The following is a 16,899-nucleotide window of genomic DNA, read 5'->3' on the forward strand; positions in this document are numbered from 1 at the left end:
GCGTGATCCGCACCGACGCCCTCGCCCTGCTGCCCGTTCGCAGTGCTCTGCCCGACCTTCAACGCGCCCTGGAAGAGCACGGCACCGCCGTCCTGTGCGCCCCGCCGGGCACGGGCAAGACGACGCTCGTGCCGCTGGTCCTCGCCGGGCTGCTCGACGAGGGGGGCCCGGTGCGCAGGGTCGTCGTCGCGGAGCCCCGCCGCATCGCCGCACGGGCCGCGGCCAGGCGCATGGCCTGGCTCCTCGGCGAGAGCGTCGGGGGGCGCGTGGGGTTCACCGTGCGCGGGGAGCGCGTGGTGGGGCGCGAGACGGTGGTGGAGGTCGTGACCACCGGCGTCCTGCTGCAACGCCTCCAGCGCGACCAGGAGTTGACCGGGGTCGACGTGGTCGTACTCGACGAGTGCCACGAGCGGCATCTCGACGCGGACACCGTCGCGGCCTTCCTGCTGGACGTACGGGCGGCCCTGCGGCCCGAGCTGCGGCTCGTCGCGGCGTCCGCGACCACCGACGCGGCGGGCTGGGCCAGGCTGCTCGACGACGCGCCCGTGGTGGAGGCGCACGGGATCTCGTACCCCGTCGAGACCGTGTGGGCGCCGCCCGCGCGGCCGGTACGGCCGCCGCACGGTATGCGGGTCGATCCGGTGATGCTGACGCATGTGGCGTCCGTGGTGCGCAGGGCTCTCTCCGAGCGGGCCGGTGACGTGCTGTGCTTCCTGCCCGGCGTCGGTGAAATCGCGCGGGTCGCCGGACAGTTGGGCGGCCTGGACGCCGAGGTGCTCCAGGTGCACGGGCGCGCGCCGGCCGCGGTGCAGGACGCGGTGCTCGCGGGATCGGGCGCCGGTGCGCGCAGGGTGGTCCTCGCGACGTCCGTGGCCGAGTCGAGCCTGACGGTCCCCGGAGTGCGGATCGTCGTGGACTCCGGCCTGGCCCGTGAGCCCCGTACCGACCACGCGCGGGGGCTGAGCGCCCTGGCGACCGTACGGGCCTCCCTGGCGGCGACCAGGCAGCGTGCGGGGCGGGCCGGGCGTGAGGCGCCGGGCGCGGTCTACCGCTGTTGGTCCGAGGCGGAGAACGGGCGGCTGGCGAGCTATCCCGCCCCGGAGATCAAGGTCGCGGACCTGACGGCGTTCGCTCTTCAAGTGGCCTGCTGGGGTGATCCGGACGCCGCCGGCCTGGCTCTGCTCGATCGGCCGCCGGGCGGCGCGATGGCCGCGGCGCGCGTGGTGCTGGCCGCCGTCGGCGCGGTGGACGGCGCGGGCCGTGCGACGGAGCGCGGCGTACGGATGGCCCGCCTCGGCCTGCACCCCCGGCTCGCGCGGGCGCTCGTCGACGGCGCGCGGGAGGTCGGTGCGCGCCGGGCGGCGGAGGTGGTCGCGCTGCTCAGCGAGGAGCCTCCGAGGGAGTACGGGGACGACCTGGCGGCGGCCTGGCGGGCGGCCAGGCGGGGCAACGACGCGTACGGGGCTCGCTGGCGCCAGGAGGCGAAGCGTCTGGCGACGGCGGGCGGCGCGGGCTCCCGCTCCGCCGGGGCATCGCCCCTCCCCGGAGGCACCTCCGCGTCCGCGAGTGACGACGCCGTCGCCGGGCTCGTGGCCGCGTTGGCGTTTCCCGAGCGGGTGGCCAGGGCCCGGGGCGAGGGGGCCTTCCTGATGGCCTCGGGCACCGGGGCCGAGCTCGGCGAAGGGTCGCGGCTGCGCAGTGCGTCGTGGCTGGCGGTCGCCGTGGCCGACCGTCCCGTACACGCTCCCTCGGCGCGTGTACGGCTCGCGGCGGTCATCGACGAGGACACCGCACGGCTGGCCGCCGAGCACCTGCTCGCCCGCGGTGAGGAGGTCCGCTGGGAGGACGGGGACGTGGTGGCCCGGCACGTGGAGCGTCTGGGGGCGGTCGAGTTGGCCGTACGGCCGCTGAAGTCGCCGGACAAGGCGCTCGTACGGGACGCGCTGCTCGACGGGCTGCGGCGGGAGGGGCTGGGCCTGTTGCGGTGGTCGCGCGACTCGCAGGCGCTGCGGGACCGGCTCGCGTTCCTGCACCGGGTCAGGGGAGCGCCGTGGCCCGATGTGTCGGACGCCGCGCTGGCGGACCCGGCCCGCATCGACGCATGGCTGGAGCCGGAACTGTCCCGCGCCCGGCGCCGGTCCGACCTCGGGCGGATCAGCGCTGCCCAGGGGCTTAACCTTGATCCACCGATTTGGTGCCTGTGGGTAACTTTTGGGAAAACGAAGAAGTGCCTTGTGACCTGCGATGATGGGAGTTCTTGAGGCTTCCAGCACACACAATCAGCAAGGCACTTCCGAGATGCAAGTTTCCCATACCCGGGCGGCGGTCTCCGCTGCGTTCGACGACGAGAATCTGATCGCGCATGCCGGGCTGGTCCCGGTGATGCGGCTGGCCGAGCGGTGCGGGCTTTCGCGCCTGGCGGCGGAGAAGGTGAAGCTGACGGGGGCGGCGAACGGCGCGGGCGCGTCGGCCGACGCCAAGGTCACCAGCATCGTGGCCGGGATGGCCGCCGGGGCGGACAGTATCGACGACCTCCACGTCCTGCGACACGGTGCGATGCCTGTCGTCTTCGCGGGCATCCGTGCCCCGTCCACCCTGGGCAGCTTCCTGCGCGCGTTCACCCACGGTCACGCACTCCAACTCCACGCCGTGCACCGGAAATTCCTTGCGGAGCTGGCCGCGCATACCCCGCTGCTGCCCGGCGCCGACGCGATGGCGTTCATCGATGTCGACTCCACCCACAAACGCGTCTACGGCCGGACCAAGCAGGGCGCCGAGTACGGACGGTTCAAGGGCATCCGCACCCTGCACCCCCTGCTGGCCACGATCTGCACCCCCCGGTCGAGGCCGGTGATCGCCGCGGTGCGAATGCGCCGCGGCAAAGCGGCCGACTCCCGGGGCGCCCCGAAGTTCGTGGCCGAGGCCCTGGCCACCGCCCGGGAAGCCGGCTGCACCGGCACCCGCATCCTGCGCGCGGACTCGCAGTTCTACAACGCCGGTGTGATCGCCGCCTGCCGCCGGGCCGGAGCCCACTTCTCGATCACCACCGGCATGAACCCCTCCATCAAACGGGCCGTCCACGCCATCCCCGACCACGACTGGCAGCAGATCACGTACCCGACCGCGGTACCCGACCCCGACACCGGTGAGCTCATCTCGGACGCCGAGGTCGCCGAGATACCCGCATACACCGCGTTCACCGGCCGCAAGAAGAGCGAGCACGTCACCGCCCGGCTGATCGTGCGCCGGGTCCGTGACCTGGCCAAACCCGCCGTCGTGGGCGAGCAGGGCGAACTGTTCCCCCTCTGGCGCTACCACCCCTTCTTCACCGACAACCCGGCCCAGACCCTTCAGGCCGAGCGGGAACACCGCCACCACGCCGTGGTCGAGCAGGTCATCGCGGACAGCAAAGCCGGAGCTCTGGCCCACCTGCCGTCTGGACACTTCAATGCCAACGCGGCCTGGCTGACCCTGTGGGCGATGACCTACAACCTGCTGCGGGCCACCGGTGCACTGACCTCGCCCTTCCACGCCAAAGCCACCACCGCCACCCTGCGCACCCACCTCGTCCACGTCCCCGCCAGGATCGCCCGCTCCGCACGACGCCTCACCCTGCACCTGCCACGCAACTGGCCCTGGCAGCAAGCCTGGACACACCTCTTCGACACCGTCCACGACCCACCCCCGCCAGCCTGATCCCCTGACCACCCCGCCCACCAGGGCCCAACCGGAACCGAACACGTGGAAACGCTGGGCAGACCAGCGGCTACAGGCTGCCCAACCTCAACGGACATCCCGAACCCGGCTCAGAAATCAGTCAGAAGATCACTTTCAGACCACGTCGGTGGATCAAGGCTTAACCGGCTGCTGCCCTGGGCGTCGGGCGAGGCAGGCCGGCTGGACGAGCTGGCGCCGGAGCGGATCGAGGTGCCCAGCGGGTCGCGGGTCAGGGTCGAGTACGGCGGGGAGCAGCCCGTGCTGGCGGTGAAGCTCCAGGAGATGTTCGGTCTCGCGGAGACCCCGCGGGTGGCGGGTGTGCCGGTGCTGGTGCACCTACTCTCCCCCGCGGGGCACCCGGCCGCCGTCACGGCCGATCTGGCGTCCTTCTGGCGCGACGGATACCGCGCGGTCCGTGCGGACCTGCGCGGTCGTTACCCGAAGCACCCGTGGCCGGAGGACCCGGCGGGGGCCGTGCCGACGCGGTACACGAAGGCGCGGCTCAGCCGGGGCTGAGGAGGTAATTCGGTTGCTCCGGGCGGGGGTTCACCTGTTTCAGGGGCTGCCGACCGGTTCGGGCGCGGGGGACGTGGCGCCCGCCCGTGCGGGATCGCCCGGCCTTCGGCTGCGGGCCTCCAGGAGCAGGGCGAGGGCCAGCAGGGCGACGGCCGAAACGAGGAAGCCCCAGGGGAGGTAGGCCGTGAGCAGCAGGACCATGAGGCGGTTGGACTTGACGAGGTCGAAGGTGGAGTCGACGTAGTCGGCGCGCATCTTCACATGGCCGGAGAAGGCGGTGACCTTGTCGCGGCCGGCCAGCAGGGTGCCGCCGCGCAGCTCCTCCTGGTGGATCTCCTCACCGTTGACCGGGGCGCCGGTGACGGGCTCGACCCAGAACATCCGCTTCGTGGTGTACCAGCGGGTGGTTCCGGTCTGCTGCTCCAACTTGGTCGCGTCGACGCCCGGCATGGGCAGCTTCTTCGGGTACTTGACCTTGGTCCAGGGGATGGTCTGCTCGAAGTAGTAGACCTCCAGGCCGCGGAAGTCCTGGGTCCCCTTGTAGTGGATCGGGGCGGCGGTGCGGGTCTGCGCGTCGAAGTACTCGTAGTCGCGCTTCTCGGTGAGGAAGGGCCACTTGAACTCGATGCCCTCCCGCCTGACCGCGTCGCCGTCGACCATCTCGCCGGTGGCGTGCACCGGTGCCTGGCTGTGGGCGTCGAAGATGTAGCGCTCGGGGAGGGCCGACACCATCTTTCCGTCCGGCCCCTCGACGTACGACAGGGCGTCCCAGACGACGACGTCGCGTCCGGCGCTGCGCTCGATCTTCTCGGACTCCTCGACGTTGCCCTTGAGGGTCTGCACAACGGTGAGCTTCTCGACCTCCGCGGCCTTCATGGTGCCGTAGTCGAGGAGCGTCGCGGGCTTCGCCTCCAGCACGGCCTCCTGGTACTGGCTGGGCGGGATCTTGGCGAGCCTCGGGAACGCGTACCAGCGCAGCAGCGGTGACATGGCGGCGAAGAAGACCGCGAGGGCGAGCAGGATCAGGCTGGCTTTACGGCGCACGGTGCGGCCCCCACTACTTCTTCGGCCCGGGAACGGTGGTCAGCAGCGGTTTGGGCGAGGTCTCCCCCGGCGGGGCGCCGACGGCCGTGATGCCGAGGACGAGGGCGAGGGCGGCGGCCAGCCCGATGGCGGCGGCGACGAGAGCACGCATGCTCGACCTCCCGGTATCTGATGCATCGTCAGAACGGGGGCACCGTAGCAACGCGTCGGCCAGATGAGAAGGCGGTGCGCGGACACTTCGCGCGGACGTGCCGCTGCCCCGCCGGGTACGCAGGTCCGGGCGGGGCAGCGGCAGTTCGGCTGTGTGCGGTTACGCGCCGGGGGTGCCGGTGGGGGTCGTGGCAGGAGGCGTCGACGGGGTGTCCGTCGGCGGCGTGGTGGGCGCCGCGGTGACGGTCAGCTCGACGGTCAGGACCACGCCGTCCTCGGTGGTGAGGCGGAGTTTGTAGGTGCCCGCGTTCCCGTCGGTGTAGATCTTCGGGAGCTTCACCAGACCATTGGCATCGGTCTTCAGGCCGGTCAGCGTGCGGACCGCCTTGCCCGCGGCATCCTCGAAGTACGGGCCCTTGTCGTTCTCCACGGGCGCCGCGCCATCGGTAACCAGCGAGGCACTCACCCCGACACCCGCGGCGGCCTTGCTCTTGTACGTCGCCTTCAGCTCGACCAGGTCGGCGAACGAGCCGCCGGCCTGGGCGGTGAGTGCCTTGTCCGATGTACGGGCCAGCGCATCGGACTTGGGGTCCGGTGCGGGCTTCGCCTTGACGGTGGCACCGAAGTCGGTGGTGGGCGCGCCGGTGCTGAGCGCCTTCGCGCGGACGGTGAAGGTGCCGGTCCGCTGCCCCGCGCTCAGGGCGGGGGCAGCGGCGATGCCGTCGGCGCCGGTGGTGACGGTGACGCGCAGCGCGCTGCCCGGGAAGCGGGCGCCGGTGTCGCCGACGATCTGGAACTGGACCTTGGCACCCTTGACCACCTTGCCCGCGGCGGTCTCGCCGCGCACCCGCAGCCGGTCGGCGAAGTTCTCGCCCTCGGTGGCGGTCACCGTGCGCGCCCCGAGGCGCTCAAGCGCGGTGAGCGGCGCGGGAGCCGGCGGGGTGGGCTTGGTCGGCGGGGTGGTGGGCGGCGTCGGCTTGGCCGGCGGGGTCGTCGCGGGAGGCGTCGGCTTGCCGGGCTCGGTGGGCCCCGGCGTGCTCGGGCCGGGTGTGCTGGGCCCCGGCGTGGGGCTCGCGCCGGGGGTGGGCCGTCCGGCGCCGACCGGGCCGCTGTCGGGGAGGGAGTTGCCGGGCAGGACACCCTCGCCGTCCGGGACCTCGTGGCTGCCGCTCCTGTAGAACTCGAACCAGGACAGGACCGTACGCAGGTACTCCGTCGACCGGTTGTAGCCCAGGATCGCCGAGTCGAGGTCTTCCTCGACCGACACGTCCCGGTTGTTGGCGCAGAGGTAGCGGCCCGCGCCGAGCGCCGCGTCGTAGATGTTGTTCGGGTTCTTCTGGCCGTCGCCGTTGCCGTCCTGGCCCCAGGTCGCCCAGGTGGAGGGGATGAACTGCATCGGGCCGACCGCGCGGTCGTGCGTCACGTCGCCGTCGTACACGCCGTTGTCGGTGTCGGAGATGTTGGCGAATCCGACGCCGTCGAGCTTGGGGCCGAGAATCGGCTTCAGGGTGGTGCCGTTGTCGTCGACCGCGCCGCCACTCGCCTGTCCGGACTCGACCTTGCCTATCGCCGCGAGCAGTTGCCAGGGGAGGCGGCAGCCGGGGTCGGAGACCTTGATGGCGGCCTCCGCCCGCTTGTACGCGGCCAGCACCGAAGACGGTATGCCCGCTTCGGCCGAACCGGGCGAGCCCGGGAGGTTGACCGAGGTGCCCGGCTTGTCGGGGGTGCGCAGCGGCGGGAGATCGGTGTAGTACGGCGAGTCACCGGTCACCGGGGTGTCCGGAGTATCGGTCGCCCCCGCGGCCGGCTGATCGCCGTGAGCGCCCGTGACACCGGGCGCCTGCGAGGCCGAAAGCGCTGCCACAGCGAGCGCCGCCACTGTGGTGGCCGTCGCCCCCTTGCGCAGCCTGCGACCGAATTGCGCTGTCATACGTAAGGCCCTCCCCGTCGATGACTGCCCGCGCTCCCCAGCGCCAGGACTCACGCGACACTACGACAACTCGCCACGCCGGGGCACCGGCCCCTGCCCCTTTATTGCCGGTTCTTCACATGGCGGGTGGCTCCGGACACTCGCCCGTAAACGTCCCGCATACTGATCGGCACTGATTCGACGCCGCTCAGAAGCGGTCCGAGGGGGGCCCTTGCCGTTCACACTCAGTCATGCTGCGGCGGTGTTGCCGGGCATTCGACGCGACGGGACCGCGCGCGGCTCGTTGTTCGCCTCGGCGCTCGTCGCCGGGTCCTTCGCACCCGACATGACGTACTTCGCCGCCACCGCGATCCCGGCGGCGATGACCTTCGGGGAAGTCACCCACTCGCTGCCGGGCATCGTCACCGTCGATGTGCTGATCACGGCGGCGCTGGTGGGCATATGGCTGCTGATGCGCGAGCCGCTGCTGGCGCTGGTGCCGCGCCGCCGCCAGGCGCGCTTCCACCGTTTTGTCCGGGGCGGCGACTGGCACGGCATCCGACTCTCGTCGCTGGCCTGGCGGTTCGTCCTGTCGGCGACCGTCGGCGCGTGCACGCATGTCCTCTGGGACAGCTTCACGCACCTGGACCGGTGGGGTGTGCGGGCTCTGCCGGTGCTCGGGGAGTCCGTCGCGGGCTTCCCGGTGTACTCGTACGCGCAGTACGCCAGTTCGGCGCTCGCCCTCGTGATGATCGGGTGGTTCGCGGTCACCGCGCTGCGGCGCGGTCCCGACGGGGAGGCGCCCGCTTCCGTACCGCTGCTGGACGCGAGGGGGCGCTGGGCGGCCGGCGCACTGCTGGGGGTGTGCGTGCTGCTGGGCGTCGTGCACCGGTGTCTGCGGCTGATCGCCATGGACATCGTGCCGTTGCAGCCGCTGGACTTCGTCCCGACCGCGTGCTTCGGGGCCGGTGCCGGACTTGCCGTGGGGCTGGTGCTGTACGCCGCCGGGGTGCGGCTCTGGCAGCGGGGCCGTGGTCGCGATGCGACGGGTCCTGACCCGGCGGTCCCGGACGCCGCGGTCGGTTCCACCGCCGCCGGCCGGCGACGCTGACGCACCTGCCTCGGGGCGGCGGCCCACTCACCCGTTCCCTGGCGTACCGGAACCCGGAACGTGGGTGAGCGGGCCGCCGGACCCTGCGGTCAGTGCGCGGCGGACTCCCAGTCGGTGCCCACACCCACCGATACGTCGAGCGGAGCGTTCAGCTCGACGGCGGCGGCCATCTCGCGGCGCACGATCTCCTCGACCCGCTCGCGCTCGCCCTTGGCGATCTCCAGCACGATTTCGTCGTGCACCTGGAGCAGCATCCGCGAGGTGAGCCCGGCCTCTTCGAGGGCCTTGTCGACCCTGAGCATGGCGACCTTGACGATGTCGGCGGCCGTGCCCTGGATCGGGGCGTTGAGCGCCATCCGCTCGGCCATCTCGCGGCGCTGGCGGTTGTCGCTGTTGAGGTCCGGCAGATAGCGGCGGCGGCCGAGCATCGTCTCGGTGTACCCGGTGGCGCGGGCCTCCTCGACGGCGCGCTGCAGATAGTCCCGTACCCCGCCGAACCGCTCGAAGAAGGTGTCCATCAGCCCGCGGGCCTCACCCGCGTCGATGTTGAGCTGCTGGGACAGGCCGAAGGCCGAGAGACCGTAGGCCAGTCCGTACGACATGGCCTTGATCTTGCGCCGCATCTCGGGGTCGACCTGGGACTTCTCCACGCCGAACACCTGGGAGGCGACCGTGGTGTGCAGGTCCTCGCCGGTGGCGAACGCCTCGATGAGCCCCGCGTCCTCCGACAGGTGCGCCATCACGCGCAGCTCGATCTGGCTGTAGTCGGCGGTCATCAGGCATTCGTAACCCTCGCCGACGACGAAGCCCCGGCGAATGGCCCGGCCCTCGTCCGTGCGCACCGGGATGTTCTGCAGATTGGGCTCGGTGGAGGAGAGTCGGCCGGTGGCCGCCACCGTCTGGTTGTACGTCGTGTGGATCCGGCCGTCCGACGCGATGGTCTTGACGAGGCCCTCGACGGTGACGCGCAGCTTGGCCTGCTCGCGGTGGCGCAACATGATCACCGGCAGCTCGTGCTCGGTCTGCGCCGCCAGCCACGCCAGGGCGTCCGCGTCCGTGGTGTAACCGGTCTTGGTCTTCTTCGTCTTGGGCAGTGCCAGCTCGCCGAAGAGGATCTCCTGGAGCTGCTTGGGCGAGCCGAGGTTGAACTCGCGCCCCGCCGCGTCGTGCGCCTCCGCCACCGCGTGCTGCACGGCGGCGGCGAACTGCTGCTCCATGGTGTCGAGATGGGCGCGGTCGGCGGCGATGCCGTGCCGCTCGAGGCGGGCCAGCAGAATGGAGGTGGGCAGCTCGATGTCGTGCAGCAGGTCTGTCGCGCCGACTTCCTTCAGCCGCTCGGTGAAGGCGTCGCCCAGGTCCAGGACGGCGCGGGCCTGCGTCATCAGGGCGTCGGCCTCGGCCTGCTCGTCCGTGCCGAAGGCCAGCTGGCCGTCGGCGGAAGCGGCCGGGGCCAGCTCACGGCCGAGGTACTCCACGGACAGCGCGTCCAGCGCGAACGAGCGGCGTCCCGGCTTGACCAGGTAGGCGGCCAGCGCGGTGTCCATGGAGACACCGTCGACCTGCCAGCCGTGCTCGGGGAAGACCCGCATCACGCCCTTGGCGTTGTGCATGACCTTGGGCCTGGCGGGGTCCGCGATCCACGCGGCGAAGGACTTCTCGTCGCCCTCGTCGAGCTGCGTGGTGTCGAACCAGGCGGCGGCCCCGTCGGCCGCGGCGAGCGCGATCTCACCGACGCTGCCCGTGCCCAGCGCCCAGGCGTCGATGGTGGCCACACCGAGGGGCTGATCGCCGTGCTCCGCCAGCCAGGGCGCGAGCTCACCGGAGCCGAGGACCGTGCCGTCGATGGCGATGCCGGCGGCGGGGGCCGGGGCCTCCTCCGCCACCGCGCCCGGGTCCACGGCGAGCAGTCGCTCGCGCAGGCTCGGGTTGCGGATCTCCAGGACGTCCAGGACGCCCGTCAGCGCCTCCCGGTCGTACGGGGCGCGCTCCAGGTCGGCGGGGCCCTTCGCCAGCTCCACGTCGCGCACCATCTCGGTGAGGCGGCGGTTGAGCTTCACGGCGTCCAGGTGGTCGCGGAAGCTCTGCCCGGCCTTGCCCTTGACCTCGTCCGCGCGCTCCACCAGCTCGGCGAACGAACCGAACTGGTTGATCCACTTCGCGGCGGTCTTCTCGCCGACGCCCGGAATGCCCGGCAGGTTGTCCGAGGGGTCACCGCGCAGCGCCGCGAAGTCCGGGTACTGCTGCGGGGTGAGCCCGTACTTCTCCTCGACCTTCTCGGGCGTGAAGCGCGTCAGCTCCGAGACGCCCTTGGTCGGGTACAGCACGGTGACGCGCTCGCTGATCAACTGGAAGGAGTCCCGGTCGCCCGTGACGATCAGCACGTCGAAACCGGCGGCCTCGGCCTGCGTCGCCAGGGTCGCGATGACGTCGTCCGCCTCGAACCCGTCGATCGCGAACCGGTCCGCGTGCATCGCGTCGAGCAGCTCGCCGATCAGCTCGACCTGCCCCTTGAACTCGTCGGGGGTCTTGGAACGATTCGCCTTGTACTCCGGGAACTCCTCCGACCGCCACGTTTTGCGCGACACGTCGAAGGCCACCGCGAAATGCGTGGGCGCTTCGTCGCGCAGCGTGTTCGCCAGCATCGACGCGAAGCCGTAAATGGCATTCGTCGGCTGGCCGCTCGCGGTCGTGAAGTTCTCCGCGGGCAGCGCGAAGAACGCCCGGTACGCCAGGGAGTGCCCGTCCATGAGGAGCAGGCGGGGACGGTTGTCTGCGCTCTTCTTCGATGCTGTCTCTACCACGCACCCGATCCTAGGCCGCCGCACTGACATTCCCGGCCCACCCGCCCCCGTTGTCAGCGCTGCGTGACAGGATCGGACGTACAGGTGACGGAACGGTGCGCGCGACATACGGACCGCGCACCGTGGAACGACACAACGCACTACGCATGCTCAGAGCTCAAAGGGGAGCGCCATGGCTGCCAAGCCGCCCGCAGATGACCCGGTCCAGGACGCACCGCAGGTCGCGGCGCCGCAGCACGCCGCGGCCGGGATGCCCGCCATCGGTCACACCCTGCGGATCGCGCAGCAGCAGATGGGGATGCGCCGCACCGCGCAGACCCTCCTGAAGGTCAACCAGAAGGACGGCTTCGACTGCCCCGGCTGCGCCTGGCCCGAGGAGGACAAGCGCCACACCGCGGAGTTCTGCGAGAACGGCGCGAAGGCCGTCGCCGAGGAGGCGACCCTGCGCCGCGTCACCCCCGACTTCTTCGCCGCGCACCCGGTCGCGGACCTGTCGGGCCGCAGCGGGTACTGGCTGGGCCAGCAGGGCCGCATCACGCAGCCGATGCTCCTGGAGAAGGGTGCCGAGCGGTACGAGGCGGTGAGCTGGGAGCGGGCGTTCGAGCTCATCGGGTCCGAGCTCAAGGCGCTGGCCTCCCCCGACGAGGCCGTCTTCTACACCTCGGGCCGCACCAGCAACGAAGCGGCTTTCCTGTTCCAGCTCTTCGCCCGCGAGCTCGGCACGAACAACCTGCCCGACTGTTCCAACATGTGCCACGAGTCGTCCGGCTCGGCGCTGAACGAGACCATCGGCATCGGCAAGGGCAGCGTCTCCCTGGAGGACCTGCACCAGGCCGACCTGATCATCGTCGCCGGGCAGAACCCGGGCACCAACCACCCGCGGATGCTCACCGCGCTGGAGAAGGCCAAGGACGCCGGGGCGAAGATCATCTCGGTCAATCCGCTGCCCGAGGCGGGCCTGGAGCGCTTCAAGAACCCGCAGACGCCGCAGGGCATGATCAAGGGCGCCGCGCTCACCGACCTGTTCCTGCAGATCCGCCTCGGCGGCGACCAGGCCCTCTTCCGCCTCCTGAACAAGCTGATCGTGCAGACCGACGGCGCGGTCGACGAGACATTCGTGCGCGAACACACCCATGGGTACGACGAGTTCGTGGCCACGGCCGCCGAGGCCGACTGGGACGAGACCCTCGTCGCGACCGGCCTGGACCGCGCGAAGATCGAGGAGGCCCTGCGCATGGTCCTCGCGTCGAAGCGCACCATCGTGTGCTGGGCGATGGGCCTCACCCAGCACAAGCACGCGGTGCCGACGATCCGTGAAGTCGTCAACTTCCTGCTGCTGCGCGGCAACATCGGCCGCCCCGGCGCCGGTGTGTGCCCGGTGCGCGGGCACTCCAATGTGCAGGGCGACCGCACGATGGGCATCTTCGAGCGCCCCGCCCCCGCCTTCCTGGACGCCCTCGACAAGGAATTCGGGATCACCTCGCCGCGCCGGCACGGCTTCGACGTCGTGCGGGCCATCCAGGCGCTGCGCGACGGCCGGGCGAAAGTCTTCTTCGCGATGGGCGGCAACTTCGTCGCCGCCTCCCCCGACACCGACGTCACCGAAGCCGCGATGCGCCGCGCCGATCTCACCGTCCACGTCTCGACCAAGCTCAACCGCTCGCACGTCGTGACCGGGACCCGCGCCCTGATCCTGCCCACCCTCGGCCGCACCGACAAGGACGTACAGGCGGCGGGCAAGCAGTTCGTGACCGTCGAGGACTCCATGGGCATGGTGCACGCCTCCCGCGGCAACCTCACCCCCGCCGGACCGCACCTGCTGTCCGAGCCGGCCATCGTCGCCCGCCTCGCCCGCGCCGCCCTCGGCCCCGCGTCCACCACACCCTGGGAGGACTTCGAGAAGGACTACGGGACGATCCGCGACCGGATCTCCCGCGTCGTCCCCGGCTTCGAGGACTTCAACGCGCGCGTGGCCCACCCCGGCGGCTTCAGCCTCCCGCACGCCCCGCGCGACGAGCGGCGCTTCCCCACCGCCACCGGCAAGGCCAATTTCACCGCGGCGCCCGTCGAGTACCCGGCGCTGCCCGAAGGCCGACTGCTGCTGCAGACCCTGCGCTCGCACGACCAGTACAACACCACGATCTACGGCCTGGACGACCGCTACCGCGGCATCAAGGGCGGCCGTCGCGTGGTTCTCGTCAACCCCGACGACGCCCGTGACCTGGGCCTGGCCGACGGCTCGTACGCCGACCTGGTCAGCGAATGGAAGGACGGGGTGGAGCGGCGCGCACCGGGCTTCCGGGTGGTGCACTACCCCACCGCGCGGGGCTGCGCCGCCGCGTACTACCCGGAGACCAATGTGCTGGTCCCCCTCGATTCGACCGCCGACACCAGCAACACACCCGCGAGCAAGTCCGTGATTGTCCGTCTGGAACAATCACCACCCGCCTAAGCGTTCGCTTAAGCAGGTGGGCGGCAGGACGCCGCACGACGAGCCGCACAAGGATCGGAGCCTGGCCCCATGGGCGAGCAGACAGCTGTGAAGTTCCCGCAAGAGGTCATCGACGAGTACGCCGCCCTGGGCGTGGACCTGCCCGCACTCTTCTCCGCGGGCCACCTCGGCACCCGCATGGGCGTGCAGATCGTCGAGGCCTCCGCGGAGCGCGTCGTCGCGACCATGCCGGTGGAGGGCAACACCCAGCCGTACGGGCTGCTGCACGGCGGCGCCTCGGCGGTGCTCGCGGAGACCCTCGGCTCCATCGGGGCCATGTTGCACGGCGGCATCTCCAAGATCGCCGTGGGTGTCGACCTCAACTGCACCCACCACCGGGGGGCCCGCAGCGGCCTGGTCACCGGCGTCGCCACCCCCGTGCACCGCGGGCGCTCCACGACCACCTACGAGATCGTGATCACCGACGACCAGGACAAGCGGGTCTGCACGGCCCGCCTCACCTGCCTGCTGCGCGATGCCGACAGTTCCGCGGCCCCGCCCGCCGCGGGCTGAGTCCGGGACGCGCCGCTCCCCCGGCCCGACGCCCAACAGCGTCCCGGCCGGGTGGGGCAGCAGACGACGGCCTGCCATGCGGTGTCCGCGACCCGGACCGTCTAGCGAGCACACCACAAGCCGAAGACAAATGAATCGCCAACCCCTAACCTGCGAAGGTGGGTTCAGTCGGAATATCGGCGCGCCGAGCGGGCATCGGGTGCACGCTCGCGCTGCTCGCCGCCATGACCGGCTGCGGCGGAACCGGCTCCTCCGAGATCACCCCGAGTGACAGCCCCGCGCCCCACCGCACTACCCCGGCCGACGTGTGCACCTCGCTCGTCTCGTACTGGGCCAAGGAGGCGCTCAGGGGTGGGAAATGGGCCGGCATCGACTGGGAGCAGAAAGGCCTTTCCAACGAGCAGTACGAACTCCACGAGCAAATCCTGGCCGCAGCACGCGCTGAGCAGCGCGAACGCGGCGCCGCTGCCGGCGAGGCACTGATCAGCCGTGAGAGCCGGGCGCGTTGCGAGGCCGCGAAGGGCGCCACCGGCAGCTCGGAAAACTGGCGACCGCCGAGTTGACCCGCCCCTGAGCGACGCACCGGCCCGGCCAGGACCGCAGCCGGCCACCGAACCGAGCAGGCCCCCCCACTCCAACCGGCCCGCACGAAAGCCCTGTTGACTTCCGGCGACGATCGCGACAGCCACCGCTTTCACGTCCTCCGCCATCGCAGCGCCCCCGAAACCCGCGCCGGCCCGACCGCCGACCCCGCTGGCGGCCTGGTCACCCGCATTTCCCACCGTCGGCCCACGGGCCGCCCAACAGCCGCCCCACGGCTCCGCCTTCCCGATCGCCGCCCCCCGCCACCAGGGACACCGGCCGCAGCCGAGTCGGCCAAACAGCCGCACGCGTCCGCGCCCCCGACCCCCGGCGGGCGCCTTTTCGGCAGCGGCCCAGCGTGACCATCGACAACCGCCACCGCGCGTCGAGCCCGGCCGGCCCTTCTCGACGTAACGCTCCGTAACAGAAACGCCCGGAGGGATCCAGGCTTCGCTCCTGACGGCCGTCACACCGCCGACGCCGCCTCCACACTTCGCACACTCTCTACGCGGTCAGCACCAAGATCGCCTCAAGCCCCTTAGCGGAACTGGGCTTTCTCAGCATGTGAGCAGTTCACCAACGCGACCATAAGTCCCTTTTAGCCGCATAGGTCACCCTGAGTGTTGGCCTCGGCATAACAAGAGAGTCACATCCTGAGCTGCCCGCTCCCCCACCCCATCACCTGCGCCTAGAGTCACGGCCAGTCACCGCGCCGCCGGGCGCGTCTGCAGCCCGCCCCTTCCGCCCCAGTACGGCCCGGCGAACGAAACGGCACCTCAGCAGAGGAGGCCGCGCCAGGGAAAGGACTTACCGTGCGACACCGTTCCTTGTTCATTCTCACCGCAGTGGTCACCACGGGAGCGCTCACGCTCACCGCCTGCGGGTCGCGCGACGACGGCGACAAAAAGAGCGACAGCAGCAAGAAGACCACCGTCGTCATCGGCGTCGACGCACCGTTGACCGGTTCGCTGTCCGCACTCGGCCAGGGCATCAAGAACTCCGTCGACCTCGCGGCCAAGACCGCGAACAAGAACAACGAGGTCCCCGGCGTCGAGTTCAAGATCGAAGCCCTCGACGACCAGGCCGTGCCCGCCTCCGGCAAGGCCAACGCCGCCAAGCTCGTCGGCAACAAGGACGTCATCGGAGCCGTCGGCCCCCTGAACTCCGGCGTCGCCCAGTCCATGCAGGGTGACTTCGACAGGGCCGGCGTCGTCCAGGTCTCCCCCGCCAACACCAACCCGGCGCTGAGCCAGGGCGACGACTGGGGCAAGGGCAAGCTGGACCGCCCGTTCAAGACGTACTTCAGGACCGCCGCCACGGACGTCGTCCAGGGCAAGTTCGCCGCGCAGTACCTGTACAACGACGCGAAGAAGAAGAAGGTCTACGTCGTCGACGACAAGCAGACCTACGGCGCCGGCCTCGCCGCCATCTTCTCCGCCGAATTCAAGCGCCTCGGCGGCAGCATCGCCGGCACCGACCACGTCACGGTGAAGGAGACGGACTTCTCCAGCACCGCCGACAAGGTCAAGTCCTCCGGCGCCGACTCCGTCTACTTCGGTGGTCAGTACCCCGAGGGCGGCCTGCTCTCCGACCAGATCAAGAAGACCGGCGCCAAGATCCCCACCATGGGTGGAGACGGCATCTACGACCCGGCCTTCATCAGCGCCTCCGGCGTTGCCAACGACGGTGACTTCGCCACCTCGATCGGCTACCCGGTCGAGAAGCTCCCGACGGCCAAGAAGTTCATAGCCGACTACTCGGCGGCCGGCTACAAGGACCCGTACGCCGCGTACGGCGGTTACTCGTACGACGCCGGCTGGGCCATCGTCCAGGCCGTCAAGAGCGTGGTCGCCGCCAACGACGGCAAGCTCCCCGACGACGCCCGCGCCAAGGTCGTCGAGGCCATGGCCAAGGTCTCCTTCGACGGTGTGACCGGCAAGGTCGCCTTCGACGAGTACGGCGACACCACGAACAAGCAGCTCACCGTCTACAAGGTCGAGGGCAAGGTCTGGAAGGACGTCAAGTCCGCCACCTTCAAGGACTGATCCACCGCACCACCCCGCTC

10 protein-coding genes and 2 pseudogenes are annotated in these 16,899 nt (G+C 71.0%); 8 read left to right on the top strand and 4 right to left on the bottom strand.

Going from position 1 to position 16,899, the window contains the following annotated elements:
* Nucleotides 1–2: 2 nt before the first annotated feature.
* The 3 genes and pseudogenes from hrpB to ACLLJJ_RS07625 all read left to right on the top strand — a co-directional run.
* Nucleotides 3–2,174 (top strand): annotated as a pseudogene (gene hrpB, locus ACLLJJ_RS07615) (ATP-dependent helicase HrpB); the annotation flags it as partial.
* Between the two features lie 124 nt (nt 2,175–2,298).
* Nucleotides 2,299–3,696, top strand: a complete 1,398-nt coding sequence (locus ACLLJJ_RS07620) for an IS1380 family transposase (RefSeq protein ID WP_434588185.1) — start codon at nt 2,299–2,301, stop codon at nt 3,694–3,696.
* A gap of 114 nt (nt 3,697–3,810) precedes the next feature.
* A pseudogene (locus tag ACLLJJ_RS07625) lies at nt 3,811–4,233 on the top strand (ATP-dependent helicase C-terminal domain-containing protein); the annotation flags it as partial.
* 39 nt (nt 4,234–4,272) lie between these two features.
* On the opposite strand, the gene ACLLJJ_RS07630 reads toward ACLLJJ_RS07625, so the two are convergent.
* The 3 genes from ACLLJJ_RS07630 to ACLLJJ_RS07640 form a co-directional block, all read right to left on the bottom strand.
* Nucleotides 4,273–5,277, bottom strand: coding sequence for a DUF3068 domain-containing protein (locus ACLLJJ_RS07630; protein WP_434588508.1), 1,005 nt, complete (start codon nt 5,275–5,277; stop codon nt 4,273–4,275).
* Between the two features lie 13 nt (nt 5,278–5,290).
* Nucleotides 5,291–5,428, bottom strand: coding sequence for an SPW_0924 family protein (locus ACLLJJ_RS07635; protein WP_434588509.1), 138 nt, complete (start codon nt 5,426–5,428; stop codon nt 5,291–5,293).
* 159 nt (nt 5,429–5,587) lie between these two features.
* Nucleotides 5,588–7,357, bottom strand: a complete 1,770-nt coding sequence (locus ACLLJJ_RS07640) for a lytic transglycosylase domain-containing protein (RefSeq protein WP_434588510.1) — start codon at nt 7,355–7,357, stop codon at nt 5,588–5,590.
* 211 nt (nt 7,358–7,568) lie between these two features.
* Between ACLLJJ_RS07640 and ACLLJJ_RS07645 the strand changes: the two genes are divergently transcribed.
* Nucleotides 7,569–8,447 carry a DUF4184 family protein gene (locus ACLLJJ_RS07645; protein WP_434588511.1) on the top strand — a complete coding sequence of 293 codons (879 nt, stop codon included), beginning with the start codon at nt 7,569–7,571 and terminating at the stop codon, nt 8,445–8,447.
* 89 nt (nt 8,448–8,536) lie between these two features.
* On the opposite strand, the gene polA is transcribed toward ACLLJJ_RS07645, so the two are convergent.
* On the bottom strand, nt 8,537–11,248 hold the full coding sequence (gene polA / locus ACLLJJ_RS07650) for a DNA polymerase I (protein WP_434588512.1): 2,712 nt from the start codon (nt 11,246–11,248) through the stop codon (nt 8,537–8,539).
* Nucleotides 11,249–11,420: 172 nt separating this feature from the next.
* Between polA and ACLLJJ_RS07655 the strand changes: the two genes are divergently transcribed.
* The 4 genes from ACLLJJ_RS07655 to ACLLJJ_RS07670 all read left to right on the top strand — a co-directional run bounded on the left by ACLLJJ_RS07655 (nt 11,421) and on the right by ACLLJJ_RS07670 (nt 16,879).
* Nucleotides 11,421–13,700: an FdhF/YdeP family oxidoreductase gene (locus tag ACLLJJ_RS07655; RefSeq protein ID WP_434588513.1), complete on the top strand. Its 2,280-nt coding sequence runs from the start codon at nt 11,421–11,423 to the stop codon at nt 13,698–13,700.
* Between the two features lie 69 nt (nt 13,701–13,769).
* Entirely contained in the window at nt 13,770–14,252 is a 483-nt protein-coding gene (locus ACLLJJ_RS07660; protein WP_434588514.1) for a PaaI family thioesterase, read from the top strand.
* Nucleotides 14,253–14,410: 158 nt separating this feature from the next.
* Complete coding sequence (locus ACLLJJ_RS07665) at nt 14,411–14,815, top strand: hypothetical protein (RefSeq protein ID WP_434588515.1); 405 nt, start codon at nt 14,411–14,413, stop codon at nt 14,813–14,815.
* 831 nt (nt 14,816–15,646) lie between these two features.
* Complete coding sequence (locus ACLLJJ_RS07670) at nt 15,647–16,879, top strand: branched-chain amino acid ABC transporter substrate-binding protein (RefSeq protein WP_434588516.1); 1,233 nt, start codon at nt 15,647–15,649, stop codon at nt 16,877–16,879.
* The last annotated feature ends 20 nt before the right edge of the window (nt 16,880–16,899 follow it).

This window comes from Streptomyces sp. A5-4 (genome assembly GCF_051131715.1).
Taxonomy (GTDB): domain Bacteria; phylum Actinomycetota; class Actinomycetes; order Streptomycetales; family Streptomycetaceae; genus Streptomyces.

What these genes read in the sequence shown, in the direction of transcription:
- ACLLJJ_RS07620 (WP_434588185.1), top strand. Translation starts at nt 2,299, where the DNA reads ATGCAAGTTTCCCATACCCGGGCGGCGGTCTCCGCTGCGTTCGACGAC.
- ACLLJJ_RS07635 (WP_434588509.1), bottom strand. Translation starts at nt 5,428, where the DNA reads ATGCGTGCTCTCGTCGCCGCCGCCATCGGGCTGGCCGCCGCCCTCGCC.
- ACLLJJ_RS07660 (WP_434588514.1), top strand. Translation starts at nt 13,770, where the DNA reads ATGGGCGAGCAGACAGCTGTGAAGTTCCCGCAAGAGGTCATCGACGAG.
- ACLLJJ_RS07655 (WP_434588513.1), top strand. Translation starts at nt 11,421, where the DNA reads ATGGCTGCCAAGCCGCCCGCAGATGACCCGGTCCAGGACGCACCGCAG.
- ACLLJJ_RS07640 (WP_434588510.1), bottom strand. Translation starts at nt 7,357, where the DNA reads ATGACAGCGCAATTCGGTCGCAGGCTGCGCAAGGGGGCGACGGCCACC.